Source organism: Flavobacterium sp. PLA-DH12 (assembly GCF_059511845.1).
Map to the genome: position 1 here is coordinate 369,714 of NZ_JCAMPD010000003.1, position 18,731 is coordinate 388,444.

The window sequence follows — 18,731 nt, forward strand, 5'->3', positions numbered from 1 at the left end:
CTCAGGCTGACAATCGTTTTCATTTGTCAGGCTGAGCGGAGTCGAAGCCTTTATGGCAAAATCTAAAATCTAAAATCAAACCACAAATCCATTCTAATTCCATCGTCGCCTTTTTTGATTCTAATATTTGTAGGCTGACTTTGCGGACCTTGCTGTTCTAAAGGTTTAAAATCTCTCATAGCTGGAATTTCATACATAAAAGAGATATCACCTTCAGGAAAATCAGGTTGAGGATAACTTCCTGGAAAACCATTTTTAGGAAGATCTGGCGTAAATAGTCTCAAAAATAAATTATCAGATTCGCTGAAAACTTTAAAAGATGAATTACCTGCTTTTAAATTGGCTCCCAATAAATTGGCGTGATAACCTTTAAATTCTGGGTAGATGAGGTTTTCAAAACTTTCTCCTGTAATTGTATTATTGTAATCCTTTTGCCAAAAGCCGTAAGTTGTGCCTTTTATACGGTTTTTCCAAACACGATACGGACCTCTTCCAAACCACTTAATTCCGGTAACTTCTTTTTCAGGAAAGCTGAAAGTAATACCAAAAGCATTGATTTTATCTTCAAAAAAAGCACCATCAAAACCATCTCCGCCTGATGCATTTTTTAAAGCCAGCAATTCCATTTTTAATCTCCCATCGGCTTCCATAATCCATTTTATGGATGACAAACCACCAGAATAATTAACCTGACAGATTGCTTTTTCGTTTTCGTGCGATATTTGAATGTCTTTTAATTTGGCTTTCATACCAATCGGACGCGGACCATTTGTAAGCGGAATCACTTCAGATTTATTGCTGATTTTCTGAATTTCGCCAGTTGAGGCATCAATAACAACCGTTACCTCATTTCCTTTTAATGTAATTTCAGAATTGGTTTTGGTTACCGAAGCTTTTGTTTTTGAATTCTGAGTTGCTAAGAATTTAGAAGCATAAAATTTAGCCTTATGAATAGGCCAGGTCCAAGTGTAGATTTCCTTGTTGAACTGATTGAAAGCTGTAATAGATAAAATATCGCCTTCAAAGAAATTTTGAGGAACAGCAAATTTAATTTTTCTGCTTTCACCTGGATTAGTACTCGGAATTTCGATTTTACCAGAGCTTATTTCTTGAGCTGTTTTATCCGTATATAAAATAGTTGTGTCTGCTTTTAAAACTTTAAATTCCATTTTGCAGGAACTCAAATTACTGAATAAATAATCATTTGTAATTAAAAAAGAACCGTCAAAAGTATCTGTTATCTGTTTGGGCTGAAACTGAATTGGTGCCCAAATTTCTTTTACAGCAAAATAACTTCCTTCTTTTTCACGATGAGGTCCCAGAATTCCATCGGCTGCCAGAGAACCTTTAGAATCAAATTTTTGTTCGCCTTTCCAGTCAGAACGTTTTACCGCTTCGTCGAGCATTGCCCACATAAAACCGCCCGCAAACAAGGGGCTTTCTTTGTATCGATTCCAAAAATCTTCAAGCGCAGCGCCATGTCCGTTATCATAAGTTCCGTGCATGAATTCAGTTGGGAAAAATACATTTTCACCCGAATTAAAGCGATGCATTCCCGTTAAATACGTTGGATAATGATGCGTGTCCCAACCATTAAAATCGGCCCACGGATGGATCACAATTCTTTTCTGCGGATCATTTTCATCAAAAACTCTGTCGACTTCATAATTCCATCCGCCTTCATTTCCGTTATCCCAAATTATGACTGACGGATGATTTACATCTCTTGTAATCATTTCTTTGGCGAGTTTGGTTCCTGTTTGGGTGTCATAAGAGTTTTGCCAGCCTGCCAATTCATTCAAGACAAAAAGCCCAAGAGAATCGCAAACATCCAAAAAATGATCATCTGGCGGATAATGCCCACGAACAGCATTCATATTCATATCTTTAATCAGTTTTACATCAAGCTCGCTTATGCGTTTGCTTGTACTGCGTCCGCCTTCAGGCCAAAAAGAATGACGGTTAATTCCTTTCATGATAATTTTAGTGCCGTTTACGTAAATTCCGTCCTGTTTTTTGAATTCTAAAGTTCTAAAACCTATCTTTTTATGATATTCATGGATAGCGTTTCCATTTTGTTTTAAAACCAGTTTTAAGTCGTATAAATTCGGATTTTCGGGATTCCAAGGTTTAACGTTTTCCCATTTTACCGAAATAGTTTCTTGTATAGTTTTCGCTTTAAGCGGAAAATTAAAAACAGGAAAAGTTTCTTGATCACTTGATATGGATGCTTCTACGATTGTATTTTTTGAAATGTTCTTCAGATTCAAATCAACCGTAAGTGAACCGTCCATTTTTGGATTTACCGCAATATTCTGAATTTGAGTTTTAGGTGAAACTTCCAGCCAAACTGGACGATAAATTCCGCCAAAAAGCCACCAATCGGCTCTTCTTTCAGCATTATTTACAGATTTATTAGCAGAATGTTTCCAAACATGAACTTCTAAAATATTTTTAGAACCTAACTTTAAAAGAGACGAAATATCGTATTTGAATTCATAAAATCCGCCTTGATGAATCGGTCCTGCAATTTTCCCGTTGATTTTTACCTCAGTGTCGGTCATAGCACCGCCAAAAGCGATTAGAATCGTTTTATCTTTGTAATGGGATGGAACATCAAATTCATATTTATAAAAACCTTCTTCTTTGCTGGGCTCTTTCTGATTAAGTTCTTTGTACCAGCGTCCATAAGTGTATTCGCCAAAACCTTCCAATTCCCATTGCGATGGCACATTTATTTTTGTCCAAATTTTGCTGTTATTGCCACCGGTACAATAAAAATCCCACTGTGCAGGATGTTCAAAATCTAGTCCAGAAAGAAAAATTTTATCCGTCTTCTGGGCGTTGGCATTAAAAAGAAAAGCACTAAAAATAAGAAATGCGAGAATGTTTTTTGAAAGCCTGCTGTTCATACAAATTTGGGTTGGTTTGTGGGTCGTTTTCTTTTACCTTTTCTGTGGGTGGAAGAAATTATTATATCAAATCTAATTGTTCGTTTTAGATATTGTATCCTGTACTATGATGTTAAAAATTGTAAGATTGTTCTAAAAATTGGCGTTTTCTTTAAATTTCCAAAATCAGGTAGGTACAGGATACTATCCGATAAAAAAACAAAGAAATTGCAACTACATTATTTAATTGATAAAATAATAAAGGAAAAATTTTATTATTCAGATTTCAATAATTATCAATATGTTCAATTTTTATGAGAATTAAAAAACAAACTATTTGCACTTTAGCTGTCTTGTTTCTGTCATCGACTTTTTTCATTTTTGGACAGGAAAATGCTCCACTTCGTAAAATACATTATGTACCCGAAGGCAATAGTTTTGTTTTGAAAAACGGAACTCGAAAATTCAACAGAGCGCTTTATGGTTCTAATACCGCTTTTAGAGTTGAAACCGGAGACCTTCCTGAATTTGCGATGTACATGCCTGGTATGGGGGGCAATTTTAAATTAGCTCTCGTAAACGGAAAAGAAAGCAAATGGATAACTGAAGCTTCTAAAATTGATACGAGATATGTTTTAGGAACGATGCATTATACTATTGAAGATCCTATTTTAGAAAACGGAAAACTATTTGTAGACGTTGCTGCGTTAAAAGAAAGTGAAGGTTTTATAGTAAAAATATATGGTGAAAAACTGCCTAAGAAAATCAATTTAGTGTGGGCTTTTGGCGGTGCGACAGGAAAGAAATTTAGCCGTGACGGTGATATTGGTGCAGATCCTGAATCAGTTTTTTATTTACAGCCACAATATTGTCTTGGCAATAAGTATACTCTTAAAAAAGAATCTTTCGTTTTAGAATATGGTTCAGAAAGCAACCGACAAAAAACAGGAAATAACAGAACTTTAAACGGTTTTTTTCCCGGCTCAGAAGTTCATTTGGCTAATGCCGATTTGCAGAAAAACCCGCTGGAATTGTTTGATTCTAAAGCTGAGAGATTGTCTTTAATAACTGGAAAAGTGAATTCTGTTTCTGCAAAAGGTGATTATTGGCTTTTTGTTCCAGAAGTGTCAAAAATAAATTATAACCAAAAATCTATTGCTGAACTTTATAATAAAGCAGTTGATGAAACACATTTTTTAGCCAACAGAATTAAAGTAAAAACACCAGACGATTATATTAATACATTAGGTTTTGCGTTGGCAATTGCTTCAGACGGAATTTGGGAAAGTCCTGCGTATCTTCATGGAGCCATTGCGTGGAGGATGTATTTAAATGCGTGGCGTGGAGCTTATACGGCAGATCCTTTGGGCTGGCATGACAGAGCGAAAACGCATTTTACAAGTTACAGCAATTCTCAAGTAATTTCTCCAGAAAGCGGACCCGTAGTTTTTGATGAAGAAAAAAATCTGGCAAGACAAAAAGAAGAAATTGGCACATCGATGTTTAGCAGTGGATACATCAGCCGAAGTCCGAATAAAAATAATGTTGCGCATCATTATGATATGAATCTGGTTTTTTTTGATCAAATGTTTCGTCATTTTAAATGGACTGGTGATACTGCTTTTTTAAAAGAAATGTGGCCGACAATTGAACGACATTTAAATTGGGAAAAAAGAAATTTTGACCCAGACAATGACGGACTTTATGATGCTTATGCGTCGATATGGGCGAGTGATGCTTTGCAGTATAGCGGTGGTGGCGTTATTCATTCTTCTGCATATAATTATTATGCCAATAAAATGGTGGCAGAACTGGCAAAAAAAATAGGAAAAGATGATACACCTTATTTAAAAGAAGCAGATAAAATCTTAAAAGCGGTAAACCAGCAGCTTTGGATTTCGAAAAAGGGAATTTTCGCCGAATATAAAGATGCTTTAGGAAATCGGTTATTGCACGATTCCCCTGGCGTTTGGAGTATTTATCATACAATCGATTCCGAATTGTCAAATCCTTTTGAGAGTTATCAAATGCTGGATTATGTGAACAATCAGATACCGCATATTCCGATTTCGGCAGATGGATTGGATAAAAAAGATCTCTATGTAATCTCTACCACAAATTGGCAGCCTTATACTTGGTCAACCAATAATGTGGCTTTGGCAGAACAATTGCATACTTCGCTGGCTTTCTGGCAAGGCGGACAATCTGAAAAAGCCTATACGATGTGGGAAAGCGCGTTAATAGAAAGTATGTATTTGGGTGCTTCGCCTGGAGGTTTTGAACAGCTTTTGTTTCAGGATGCCATGCGAGGAGAATTGTACCGCGATTTTGCCGATCCAATTGGTATGGCGTCGAGAACTTTGGTTGAAGGACTTTTCGGTATCCAGCCTGATGCTATAAACGAGGTTGTGACTATCCAGCCAGGTTTTCCTGAAAAATGGAATACTGCCTCATTGGAGATTCCAGATATTTCAATTGATTTTAAAAGAGAAAATAAAGAAGAGAGATATTTAATTAAAAATCAGTTTGCGGCAAAAATGAATTTGAAATTGATTTTGAATTCGTCTTTTGAAAGTGTAGAAAGTATCTCAGTCAACGGAAAATCAGTTGCATGGAAATTAGTTGCTGAAAGTATAGGAAAAGTAAAAATCAGTATTGAAGTTCCTTATAATCCGAATTATGAGATTCACATTAAATGGAAAGGAGATGCTTTGGAAGATATTAAAACAAAAGATTTTTATGCAATTAATGAAACTTTAGAATTTAAAACATCAAAGTCGGAGATAATTTCTGTTTACGATCCGCAGGAGCTTTTAAAGGAAGTTTCGAAGGAAAATTATTCGCTTAAAGCGAAAGTAAATTCGGCTGGCAATAAAGTATTTTTTGTGAAATTAAAACAAGGAGAAATGACTTGGTGGAATCCTGTTCACCTGAATGTAAAAGCTGAAAAACAATCAGAAGAAAACAATATCAATTGGGATATGCCTCTGGATAAGACAGCAAAAACAGAAACAGTTCTACTTTCTTCATTTTTTAATGCAAAAGTCACCGATATTTTTAATTACGAATATTTGTCGCCAAGACCTAAAACAGTAACATTACAGCTCCCAAAACAAGGAATTGGAAACTGGTGTTATCCAAATGTGACCGTAAAAATAGATGATTCTGGCCTTCGAGAAAAAGCGAAACAAAATGGCGAAATAAAAATGCCAAATGGGATTACGTTTCAAACACCATCAGATGAAAATCAGAAGAATATTGTTTTCACATCGATGTGGGATAATTTTCCAGAAAGAATCAACATTCCATTAAACGGAAAAGCTTCACATGCTTATTTTATGCTAGCTGGAACAACAAATCCAATGCAGAGCCGAATTGTAAATGGTGAAATTACAGTAAATTATACGGACGGGACGTCGGAAATTCTGCAATTAAAAAATCCAGAAAACTGGTGGCCGATCGAACAGGATTATTTTATTGACGGAAAAGCTTTTACAACCGGTGCGCCAAGACCGCCGAGAGTTTATTTTAAAACTGGTGAGATTTCAAGAGATTTTAAAGATTTTAAAGCTATAAAAGGTTTCAGTAATTATGGAGTGGAAGGCGGTGCAGGAACAATTCTAGATTTGCCTTTAAATAAAAACAAAACTTTAAAAAGCCTCACTTTGAAAACAATTGCCAATGATGTGGTGATTGGTTTGATGGGTGTTACTTTAATTAGGTAATGTGTCAATTAGATAATGAGATAATTTATAGAATGGGGCTTCGACTTCGCTCAGCCTCACACGTAGAGAAACAAAGAAACAAAGTAAAAATGCCTTATCTGTCAGGCTGAGCTAAGTTGAAGCCAACTTGAAACTTGAAACAAAAAAAACTAACCTAAACTAACCACATGAAAAACTATCAGCTCATAACCATATTCTTATTTTCGATTTCGGCATTGGCGCAGAAAATTGATCGAAAGGCTTTGGTAGCAAGGCACAATGTTCAAATTTCGGCTATTGATACTTTGGCGTCTTTAACGGTCGGAAATGGAGCTTTTGCTTTTACCGTAGATGCCACTGGACTGCAGACTTTTCCGAAAACCTATCAAAACGGAATTCCGCTGGGAACGCAATCTGAATGGGGGTGGGATAGTTATAAAAATACAGAGAATTATAAGTTTTCTGAAACCTTAAGAGATTACAAACAATACGGAAGAGATATTTCGTATACGGTTCAAATTAAAGAGCCCAAAAGAAAAGTGGATGCTGTGAACTGGTTTAGACAGAATCCGCATTTACTGCAGTTAGGGAATTTGGGTTTTGAAATTACTAAAAAAGACGGCAGTTTGGCTCAATCGACTGATGTAAAAGCAATTTCGCAAAAGCTGAATGTATGGACGGGAGAAATTGAAAGTTATTTTGAAATTGAAGGAACTCCTGTAACAGTTTTAACAGCTTCGCATCAGGAAAAAGATGAAATTGGCGTAAAAGTAAAATCAGATTTATTGAAAGAGAAGCGTTTGAAAATCAGTTTGCGAATTCCGTTTCCAACTGGCGAATGGGCAGATATGGGAACGAAATATGGAGGAAAGCAGGATTATAAAAGCGAACTTATAGAAAAATCTAAAACCGAAGCCATTGTTACACATAAAATGGACAGCATTTCGTATAATGTGAATTTCAGATGGAAAGGAAATGCTAAAATCAAAAAAGCTTCTGATCATTATTTTGTGGTTGAAGCTTCAGATTCTAATACATTGGAATTAAGCGCGCTTTTTGCTTTGGCGGGAAATAAATCGGTTCAGAATTCTTCGTTTACCGACATTCAGAACAGCAGTATAAAAGGCTGGGAGAAATTCTGGAAAAGCGGTGCTGCCGTAGATTTTTCGGGCAGTACAGATAAGCGTGCCAATGAATTAGAACGAAGAATAATTTTATCGCAGTATTTGACAAAAGCACAATGTACGGGAAAAGTTCCGCCACAAGAAACAGGTTTAACCTATAACAGCTGGTACGGAAAACCGCACTTGGAAATGCATTGGTGGCATGGTGTACATTTTGCACTTTGGGGCCGACCAGAACTGCTGGAGAGAAGTCTCCCTTGGTATCAAAAGGTTTTTGATAAGGCCAAAAATATTGCCAAAAGACAAGGTTTTGAAGGCGCAAGATGGCAAAAAATGGTGGATGCAGACGGAAACGAAAGCCCATCATCTGTAGGGTCATTTTTAATTTGGCAGCAACCGCATTTTATAACCTATGCAGAATTAATGTACAGGGCCAATCCAACAAATTCAACGTTGAATTTATACAGCGAACGTGTTTTTGCGACGGCTGATTTTATGGCTTCGTTTGCTCATTACGATGATAAAAAGGATCGTTATGTATTAGGTCCGGGCGTAATTCCGGCGCAAGAACGTTTTAAAGCAATGGAAACGTTTAACCCAACTTACGAATTGGCGTATTGGAACTGGGCTTTGAAAACTGCTATTGCATGGAAGAAAAAGCTCAATCAGAATGTGCCTGAAAAATGGGAAACGGTTTTGGCTAAGTTATCTAAACTTCCTGTGGCAGATAATGTGTATCTGGCAACAGAAAGCGCTACAGATTCTTATACTAATCCAGAATTTAAAACCGATCATCCCTCTGTACTAGGAACTTTTGGAATGCTTCCTGAAACGTCTCTTTTAGACAAAAAAATCATGAAAAACACTTTTGATCTGGTTTGGAATACTTGGTCTTGGGATAAAACTTGGGGCTGGGATTTTCCGATGACAGCCATGTCGGCCGCAAGATTAAACATGCCAGAAAAAGCTGTAGATGCACTTTTTATGAATGTAACTACTAATACTTATTTGAAAAACGGACATAATTATCAAGCAGAAAGATTAACGCTTTATCTTCCGGGTAATGGAGGTATTTTAACAGCAGTTGCCATGATGTGTGCCGGTTGGGATGGATCGACAGAGCAAAATCCAGGTTTCCCAAAAGATGGCACTTGGAAAGTGAAGAGCGAAGGATTTAAAAAGATGTTTTAATTAAGAGACAGAGTTGCAAAGAGACAAAGGTTTTTATGGTGGCGTGAAAAAAATCTCGCAAAGTCGCCAAGATGCAAAGTTTTTTTACTATATAAATTATATAAGAGATTTTAAGTTTTCTCTTAATTGAACTTATATAGTTTAACTCTTAAACTTAAACTTTGCGTCTTTGCGAGAACTAAACCTTGCGCACTTAGCGTAAACCCTTGCGCCCTTTGCGGTTAAATTTTATAAGCAGTAAATTATGAAGAATAAAGCCTTTTTAATACTATTCCTTTTTGTAAGTCTGAATATATTCAGCCAGAGACAAATGGAAAATCTTGATCGCGGTATAATTGCGATAAAAAACAAAGGTCAGGTTTTTATCAGCTGGAGGTTTTTAGGAACAGATTCTGATGATCTGGCTTTTAATTTATATCGAAAAAATGGCAGAAAAAAAGCAGTATTATTAAACGATAAACCGATTACAGGAGCAACAAATTTTATTGATTCAAAAGCCGATTTGAATGTTGAGAATATCTGGTTTATAAAAACGGTTTTAAACGGAAAAGAATCAGATGCGCCAGGAAGTTTTACGCTTTCTGCCAATGCTTCAGACAAACAATATCTCTCGATTAAACTGAAAGAAATTGAAGGATATATTGCTAACGATCTTTCGGTTGGTGATTTGGATGGCGATGGACAATATGATTTGGTTGTTCATATGACGGGAAAATCGCATGATAATTCACAGGTGGGCATTACAGATCCGCCTATTTTTCAGGCTTATAAGCTCGATGGAACATTTTTATGGCAAATTAATTTAGGAAAAAACATTCGCGAAGGCGCACATTATACGCAGTTTATGGTGTATGATTTAGATGGCGACGGAGTTGCAGAATTGGTTTGCAAAACGGCGGACGGAAGTGAAGACAGTGAAGGGACTGTTGTTGGCGATGCTTCAAAAGATTGGGTTGACCGAGATTCGAATTCGAAAACCTATGGTAAAATTTTAAAAGGGCCAGAATATCTGTCGGTTTTTGAAGGAAAAACTGGAAAACTGATTACAACTGTAGATTATATTCCGGAACGTGGCGATTTAGCAGGCTGGGGCGGAAATGGCGGAAGTGGAGGTAATGATACTAAAGGAAACCGAATGGATCGTTTTTTGGCTTGCGTGGCTTATTTAGACGGCGTTCATCCAAGTGTGGTCATGTGCCGCGGTTATTATGGAAGAACGGTTTTAGCTGCCTGGGATTTTAAAAATAAAAAGCTGACTTCTAAATGGGTTTTCGATAGTAAAAATGCTGAAAATCCATATTCTGGAATGGGAAATCATAATCTTACTGTTACTGATGTTGATAATGATGGAAAAGATGAAATTATCTACGGATCGATGTGTGTTGACGATAATGGACAAGGTTTGTACACAACAGGCTTCAGGCATGGTGATGCCATACATGTTTCTGATCTTGATTTGGATGTTCCAGGTTTAGAGGTTTTCAATATTCATGAAATCGAAAACAAAACAACGGGTCCAGGCGTAACGTTTTTTTCTGCAAAAGATGGAAAAGTTTTATTTACAGATTCTCTTGACGGCGATGTCGGCAGAGGAGTTGCCGACAATATTGACCCAACTAGAAAAGGCGCACAATGCTGGTGGTCGGGCTCTCCGTATTTGCATGATATGAAAGGAAATGCTATTGGAAAAGCGCCAAGTTCTACTAATTTTTTAATTTATTGGGACGGCGACACTTCCAGAGAACTTTTAAATTCGAATTATATTGATAAATACAATGTAGGAAGATTGTTCACGGCTGAAGGCGCGGTTTCTAACAACGGCACAAAGTCGACTCCAGGACTTTCTGCGGATATTTTGGGAGACTGGCGCGAAGAATTAATCTTGAGATCTGAAGATAATAAAGAGCTTAGAATTTATTCTACAACAATTCCAACCAATGTTCGCCAATATACTTTAATGCACGATCCACAGTATCGTTTGAGTATTGCTTGGCAGAACGTAGGATATAATCAGCCGCCGCATACGAGTTTTTATATGGGGTTTGGAATGAACCCAGCTCCAAAACCCAACATTGTTTTAATCTCCTCAAAAAAATAAAATTTAAAAAGAAGATAGTTCTTAAGCGTACTTTTTTGATTTTAAAATGAGCTAAGATTTTTAGTTCCCTACTAATTGTTTTTTTCTTATGATCCCTTAAAATTGTTTCATCTTATAAAATGAAACAATTTTAAGTGTTTGTATTATAAAGTGTTGAATAATAATTGTTTAAATTTATACGAAAATCATAATGCTGGAATAGCAGAATCCAAAATAACTATCGTAATTTTTCCGCCTAGCTAAAATTTAATTCTCTCGAAAGTTCTGCTAAATATTAAAGAATGTTGATTGCAAATTTCCAAAAAGTGCAAAATTAAATCAATATAATCTTATGAGCTATTGGCGGTTTAAAGTTTTTCGTTTAAAGCATTTAGCTCTTTTTCTATTGAGCTGCTGTCTCCATGTAAGTTTTGCGCAGCAGGATACCAGCAGTCTTGCATCTGCAAAAAAAATAAGACTCGATGAAGCCATTTTATTGGGCATTAAAAATAATCGGCAATTAAAACTGGCCAATGCCGATTTGGCTATTGCTAACGAAAATGTCAGTCAGGCAAAAATTGCAAAAGCGCCAAGAATCAGTTTAAATGGTGGATACAATTATATTGGAGATCCTAAACTTTATGAAGGATTTTATGCTAGAAATGTAACCGTAGATTATTACGATCATCAGGCCTTTGCCAATATTGTTTCTTCACTTCCAATTTACGCTGGGAATGCCATTAATACGAGAATTAGTCAGCAGGAATTAATTAGTGAAATGCAGGAATCTGCCGTAAAAATGACAGAAGCCGATGTCAAAAATGCCATTACAGAACAATACTTTACACTCGAAAAATTATACCGACAGATTGAGGTTACGAAACAGAATATTATCAATACCGATATTCGAATAAATCAGCTAAAATCGCGTGTAAAAAATGGTCAGAACCTAACAAGTGATCTTTTAAGAACCGAGTTGCAGCAATCTAATTTTAAGGTTTCAGTTTTTAGAAGTACTAATACCATTCAGCTGATCAGCAATTATTTGGATATATTAATCGGTTTTCCGACCAATACGATTTTGAAACCTGAAGTGGCAGAAAGTATGATTCCGACAGAAAATATGAATCTGCAGGAAAGTTTAGAAGAAGCATTTCAGAACAGAGAAGAAATAAAACGGGCAGGAATAAGAATCAAATTATCGGAATCATCACTGAGTTTAACCAAAAGCGGATTTAAACCGAACTTAAATGCAAACCTGATTTTGAATACAGAATATCCCGCGCAATGGCCCAATTATGTAAACATTCTCAATTACTGGGCGGCAGGACTTTCTTTAAACTGGGATATTTCGAGTTTTTATAATTTGAAACATCGTATAAGCGGTGATAAACTGGAAATTGATAAAAGTAATATCGCTTTAGAAGTAACGAAAGATCAGATTACTACAGAAGTGAAAAATGCATTTGTCAGATATGCCGAAAGCAAAGAAAATATCAAAACCTACAAAAAAGATGTGGAGCTGTCAATGAGCAATTATAAAATTGTGAAAAGCCGTTATGACAACGATTTTGCCTTAATCAGCGAGATTGTAGATGCAGAATTGCAATTAAATAACTCTAGAATTTCACTTGTAAACGCCAATTTAGATTTAATCATTCAATATTACTCACTTCAATATGCAATGGGCAAACTTTAAAATTTTTTGTTATGAGCGAAGCAGATACACAAAATGTAGCGGTTCAGAAAAATGAAAAAAGAAGAAATACAATTCTCACGATATTGTCTTTTGTTTTTTTAATTGCAGGAGGCTTGTGGATTTTAAGTCTGTTCTTCGATTTTAGTTCTTATGAAACCACCAATAATGCTCAGGTTGAAGCTTACATCAATAATGTTGTGGCGCGTGCTACAGGACATATTAAAGAAATACGATTTGAAGCCAATCAGATGGTTCATAAAGGAGATACGTTGGTTGTTTTAGACGACGAAGAATATATTATTAAAGTCAAACAAGCAGAAGCGGATTTGGCTATAGCCGAAGGAAATCTGCATTCGCTGCAGCAAAATATTACGACTTCGATTTCCAATCAAGCTTCGGGAAAAGAGAAATTGGCTGGAGATTTGGCAAGTTTAGAAAAAGCGCAAAAAGATTATCAGCGTTTTAAGAATATGTATGCCGATTCGGCCGTAACACGGAATCAGTACGATCAGGTTATTTCCAAATTAAAATCGGAAGAAGCTTATGTGAAAGCCGGTAAAAAAGGTTTGGATGCCAGCAGCTCGATTACGAAGCAAAGTTCAATTAATCTTGAAGCGGCCACAGCAACCGTCGCTAGAAAGAAAGCAGATCTTGATGCTGCAAAACTTCAATTGTCATATACCGTTATTATGGCTCCAACGAGTGGTTTTGTGGGAGAACGAAATTTGTCTATTGGCGAATTAATCAATGCCAACCAAACCATTGCGACTATTGTGCTGAATGAAAAATTATGGATTACGGCCAATTTTAAGGAAACTCAGATAGAGAAAATAAAACAGGGACAAGAAGTAACCATTACAATTGATGCCTTGGATGGAAAGGAATTTAAGGGGAAAGTTGCTGGTTTTTCTCCTGCTACGGGAGCTAAATTTTCAATGGTAGAACCAGATAATTCAACTGGAAATTTTGTCAAAATCACCCAGCGAATTCCGGTTAAAATTGAATTTGAAACTCCCACAAAAGAGCTTCAGGAAGTTAGACCCGGAATGAATGTAACAGTTGATGTAAAAAAATAAAAGATGTTTGCAGGAAAAAAAGGAAGCGTTTTTACACTGACAGGATTGTATATCCTGACGATTCCTTTTTTTAACGGACTCAATGTTACGACTTATGATAATTCGCAGATATTAGGACATTTCGGACCTTCAACAACTGCTTTTAGTTATGCGGTTTATGTACCGATTTTTGTCATGTTGGCTTTTTTGCCTTTAGGATTGAAATTAGGGAAACAAATCAAGGTTCGCACCATGATTTTATCCGTTTCATTTTTGTCTTTGCTTTTCAATACAGCTTCATTGTTTGCGCCAACAATTGCTTGGTTTGTTGTATGCCGATCTCTTTTAGCAATGGTTTCGGTCATCGGAATATTTGCTTCGATGGTGCCAATTTTATTAAAATACAATCCTGCTCTCAATATGGCTTTGATGTACGGAATTTTTCAGTTCATACAAAAAGGAAGCCAGCATTTGTATCAATATTTGGGAGCGCATTTTGTAAGTTTTCATAATTGGACGTTTGGAATTTATTTCCTGAATGTCAACTTTTTAATCTGTATTATTCTAGCTTGGTATTTTTACAAAGCCGATGTGGCGCCTTTAAAAACCAAATTCCAATTTGATTGGAGAGGCTGGATTATCTTGATTTTATTTTTTGCGATTATTCTTTTTTTATGTGCAGAAGGACAGACTAGAAATTGGTTTAGTGATCCTAAAATAACGCTGGCTTTTGCAGTTTTATTGATTGTAGCAGGAATCTATCTGCTTCATGTTCGTTTTACGGCAGAACCTTTAATCAATCCAGATGTTTACAAATTTAAAAATGTAATTCCTGGCGCCTTTTTAATGTTTTATATCGGATTAATAAATGGAACAGGAAGTGTTGTAACAGGCTATATGACTAATATTTTAGGTTTTGATCCTGTTTTGGGAGCGGTAACACATCTTTCGCTTTTGATTGGATTATGCATCTCGATTCCGCTTTCGACTTATCTTTTATACAAACGCATTTATCTGGCTACGATTTGGGTAATTGGTTTCGCTTGCTACGGAATCTATCATATTATACTTTTTTTCAGATTTTATCCAGGAATAGATGCGTCTGATTTTTATCTGCCTTTAATTTTTAAAGGTTTAGGAATGGGTTTTCTTTTTCCTGTTTCGCTGCTTTACATTTCAGAGGGAATTCCGCCGTTTTTGAGCACATCGCGCATGATGACTGGAATTATTGCTCAGGCTGTTTTTGCTTCTTTACTTGGAGGCGCTGTTTTAGGAACTTTTATTTCGAACATGAATCTACAGCATAAAACAGGTTTAAGTCAGCAATTGAGTCCGATAAATAAACAAGCCGAACAGCAGCTGGAAAACTCAAAAAGGCAATTTTTATTTATGGGATTATCAGATGCTGAAGCGCAGAAAAAAGCAGAGAAGAGTCTTTCAAATCAGACTTCTCAAGCTTCTATACTATTGGCATACAAAGATATTTATCTCGTCATGTCGGCAGTTTGTTTTCTGCCCATTTTTATAATCCTGCTTTTCAAACTTTGGCGAAGACCAATTGGAAGGGTAGAAGTAGAGCCGATACCGATTTGAGGGTGAAGAGTAAAGAAGTAAGAGTAAAGAAGCAAGATTGGAGATTTGAGAGAAGAGAGTTTAGAAATATTGGAGAAGAAAGAAACAAGTTAACGATTTGAATTATATTATGATAGCACAAAAAGACCGTTTTTTATATCGTTTTTGGACGCAAGAGAAAGGACTCAGTGGTATGCTGATTCTGTTGTGTATAATGCATTTTATTGTGATTCCGTTTTTTGGCGGTTATACGCGTTTTATGGTTGCGGTTAATATATTTTGGATGCTATTTCTTTTTGCAGGAATTATAGCTTTATCAAAACATAAAAAACAAGCTTTTCTCATTTCCATAATTCCCTTTCTATTTATTATAACACAATGGATTAATTATTTTGAACATAATATTTTTATTCTATTTGCCGATTTAATTCTCTCAGTTGCGATCATGCTGCTTTTGATCACTTTGGTTTTAATAAAAGTTTTAGAACCTGGTCCTGTAACCACTTATCGCATTGTGGGGTCAATTGTAGTGTACATGCTTTTGGTTCACTTTTGGTCTACGCTTTATTTGTTTCTTTTCCAGCATATAGAAGGTGCTTTTCAAATAGCAGAATCAAATTTTTCGAGTAATAGCGATCAGGCTAGTTTTATGTATTTCAGTTATGTCTGTATTACTTCTACGGGTTTTGGCGAGATTGTGCCTCTTCATCCTTTGGCTCGATCTTTAGTCCAAATCGAAGTGCTAACGGGCGTTTTATATCCTGTAATCTTAATCGGAAGACTGGTTTCTGATGCCAATTTTGCTACTAATAAGACTGGGAAGAATCAAGATTAGAGAAGAAAGAGTAAAGAATAAAAAGTAAAAAGTAAAAAGTAAAGAAGTTAGAGTAGAAATTTATAGAGAGAATTCATTAACAATTCACAATTGACAACTCACAATTACCATTCACCATTAAAAATAATAACCATGAAAACAACCAATTCGACTAAAAAGAAAGAACTCTTTGATACTATTTTGCAGTTATTTTTCATTTTTCTCCTTGTAGGATTTTGTCTTAAATTGCTGTTGCCTTTTTTTATGCCTATAGTTTGGGCTATTATATTATCTGTTGTGTTTTATCCGTTGTTTAATTCGCTGCAGCGAATATTAAAAGGACGTAAAGCATTGGCATCGGTTGTTATCACTGTTTTGATTATTGCTATTATGGTGTTGCCTTTAATTTATTTTTTGAAAGCGGCAACGGGGAATTTTTTAGAATTGAAAAGCAGTTTTGAAGCAGGAACCCTAAAAATTACGCCGCCGGGAGCTTCGATAAAAGAATGGCCAATAATTGGCAAACCACTTTATGAATTTTTACTTTCCTTATCTACAGATTTAGAGCAGAGTGTTATTAAATATCAAGATCAGATAAAAGAATTGTCTTCTAAAATTATGGCAAGTATTTTGAGCTCTGGTGCAGCATTTCTTCAGTTTATTTTATCAGTTATAATTGCTGGCGTTTTATTGGTATCGCCAGGTGGTAAAACTTTCTTTATGAAATTCCTTAAGAAAATTGCAGGCAGTGAAGCAGAAGGAATTATGACTATTTCGGTTTCGACTATTTACCAAGTGGTTAAAGGTATATTGGGAGTTGCGGTTATTCAGACTATTATTCAGGCAATTGGGTTGTTTATGGCAGATATTCCGTATGCAGGAATTTTGACTTTGATCTGTTTGATATTTTCTATTTTACAGATTGGGCCAATTATAATTAACATCGGAGTTATTATTTATCTTTTTTCAACTGGAGATTCTGGTTATGCTATTTTCTGGACTGTTTTTTTCATCATCAGCGGATTGTCAGATAATGTCCTAAAACCGTTACTATTAGGAAAAGGCGCTCTCGTGCCAATGCTTGTTATTTTCCTTGGTGTAATTGGTGGTTTTATTATGTCGGGTTTCATAGGATTGTTTGTTGGGCCAATTGTGTTTTCAATAGGATATAAATTGTTCGTAGCATGGCTGGATGATAATCCAGAACCTGTTGCCGAACCCGAAGAAGATATTGAGATTGTTTAAATTGTTTATTGTGAAATGTGAAACGTGAAATGATACTTCCGTCTTACATTTCACATTTTACATTTCACATTTCACAATTAAAAGAAGTATTTTTGCAGGATTATAATTCTAGCAAATGAAACGTTCCGGTACAGCAGATCTTCCTTTACATTATGGGCATGTTCCATTATGGCTTGCTGAACGAATGTCTAAATTGGGTCTTGCTATCGTAGAAACGATTGCAATGGAATTTTCTACTGCTGAAGTTATAAGTAAATTGAGCAATCCTTTCTGGTTTCAGAGTTTTGGTGCGGTTATGGGAATGGATTGGCATTCGTCTGGAATTACAACTTCGGTACTTGGAGCACTAAAAAAATCGGTTAATCAGCATTCAAAAGAACTCGGAATTTATATCTGCGGAGGCAAAGGGAAATACTCTATGGCAACGCCGCAAGAACTGTTATTTGTTGGTGAAAAAACTGGCCTTGACGGAATTAATCTGGCCAGCTGTAGCAGACTTACCGCCAAAGTGGATAATACAGCCATTCAAGACGGATTTCAATTGTATCAGCATAATTTTATCGTCGACAATAAAGGGCAATGGGCTGTAATTCAGCAGGGAATGAATCCGAATTCTAGAAATGCCAGAAGATATCATTGGCATTCGCAAGATTTAAAGTCTTTTATAAACGAACCGCATACTTTTATTTATGGCGAAAATCAAGGCGCCATTTTAAATCTTACAGCAAATGCTGCCACAAAATCTCGTGAAGGTATTTTAGAATTGGTAAAAGAATCACCAGTCAAAATCATAAAAGAAATGCAGCACCTTTCTATGCCCGCACATCACGATGTGAGAATGGAAGATGTGAATATGAAAAGACTGGGTGCCATGCTTTGGGCTACTCACGAAAACAAACCGGAAGATTTTGAAGAGTTACTGCTCTTAAAAGGAATGGGACCAAGAGCTTTGCAGTCTTTGGCTTTGGTAAGCGAAATCATTTATGGAACTCCAACACGATTTGAAGATCCAGCCCGTTTTTCATTTGCTCATGGTGGAAAAGACGGACATCCGTTTCCTGTTCCCGTTAAAATTTATGACGAAACAATCGATACGCTGCAAAGAGCTATTAATCGTGCTAAAATTGGGAATAGCGACAAACTGAGCGCTATTCAAAAACTATCTGAAATTTCAAGAAAAGCAGAAGAAAGTTTTACTCCAAATTCTAATTTTGATGCTTTAATTCAGAGAGAAAGAGAAGAATCGCATAAATACGGAGGAAGAACCGTTTTTGGCGATGCAAAACCTCCCAAAAAGAAACCTATAAACCCAAACAATCAGCTGGAATTATTTTAAAGAATCATAATTTTCTATCTGCC

At 36.0% G+C, this 18,731-nt stretch carries 10 protein-coding genes; 9 read left to right on the forward strand and 1 reads right to left on the reverse strand.

Annotated features, from left to right (window positions below; translation table 11 throughout):
* Nucleotides 1-62: 62 nt before the first annotated feature.
* Entirely contained in the window at nucleotides 63-2,912 is a 2,850-nt protein-coding gene (locus AC5ZCW_RS07860) for a glycoside hydrolase family 2 protein (RefSeq protein ID WP_496118947.1), read from the reverse strand.
* A 293-nt stretch (nucleotides 2,913-3,205) separates the two neighbouring features.
* Here AC5ZCW_RS07860 and AC5ZCW_RS07865 point away from each other — a divergent pair, with 293 nt between their 5' ends.
* The 9 genes from AC5ZCW_RS07865 to AC5ZCW_RS07905 all read left to right on the forward strand — a co-directional run bounded on the left by AC5ZCW_RS07865 (nucleotide 3,206) and on the right by AC5ZCW_RS07905 (nucleotide 18,708).
* Entirely contained in the window at nucleotides 3,206-6,616 is a 3,411-nt protein-coding gene (locus AC5ZCW_RS07865; protein ID WP_496118949.1) for a DUF4450 domain-containing protein, read from the forward strand.
* 167 nt (nucleotides 6,617-6,783) lie between these two features.
* A complete protein-coding gene (locus AC5ZCW_RS07870; RefSeq protein WP_496118951.1) occupies nucleotides 6,784-8,910 on the forward strand; it encodes a hypothetical protein in 2,127 nt (708 codons plus the stop codon).
* A gap of 244 nt (nucleotides 8,911-9,154) precedes the next feature.
* On the forward strand, nucleotides 9,155-11,008 hold the full coding sequence (locus AC5ZCW_RS07875; protein ID WP_496118953.1) for a rhamnogalacturonan lyase: 1,854 nt from the start codon (nucleotides 9,155-9,157) through the stop codon (nucleotides 11,006-11,008).
* 331 nt (nucleotides 11,009-11,339) lie between these two features.
* Nucleotides 11,340-12,686, forward strand: a complete 1,347-nt coding sequence (locus AC5ZCW_RS07880) for a TolC family protein (RefSeq protein ID WP_496118955.1) — start codon at nucleotides 11,340-11,342, stop codon at nucleotides 12,684-12,686.
* Nucleotides 12,687-12,697: 11 nt separating this feature from the next.
* The gene (locus tag AC5ZCW_RS07885; RefSeq protein ID WP_496118957.1) at nucleotides 12,698-13,762 is read left to right on the forward strand and encodes an HlyD family secretion protein; all 1,065 of its coding nucleotides are present in this window, start codon (nucleotides 12,698-12,700) and stop codon (nucleotides 13,760-13,762) included.
* A gap of 3 nt (nucleotides 13,763-13,765) precedes the next feature.
* Entirely contained in the window at nucleotides 13,766-15,334 is a 1,569-nt protein-coding gene (locus AC5ZCW_RS07890; RefSeq protein ID WP_496118959.1) for an efflux MFS transporter permease, read from the forward strand.
* A gap of 109 nt (nucleotides 15,335-15,443) precedes the next feature.
* The gene (locus tag AC5ZCW_RS07895; protein WP_343541581.1) at nucleotides 15,444-16,148 is read left to right on the forward strand and encodes an ion channel; all 705 of its coding nucleotides are present in this window, start codon (nucleotides 15,444-15,446) and stop codon (nucleotides 16,146-16,148) included.
* Nucleotides 16,149-16,280: 132 nt separating this feature from the next.
* A complete protein-coding gene (locus AC5ZCW_RS07900; RefSeq protein WP_343541582.1) occupies nucleotides 16,281-17,372 on the forward strand; it encodes an AI-2E family transporter in 1,092 nt (363 codons plus the stop codon).
* Nucleotides 17,373-17,487: 115 nt separating this feature from the next.
* Nucleotides 17,488-18,708 (forward strand): DUF763 domain-containing protein, encoded by a 1,221-nt coding sequence (locus AC5ZCW_RS07905; protein ID WP_496118961.1) that lies wholly within the window; start codon nucleotides 17,488-17,490, stop codon nucleotides 18,706-18,708.
* Nucleotides 18,709-18,731: the final 23 nt, after the last annotated feature.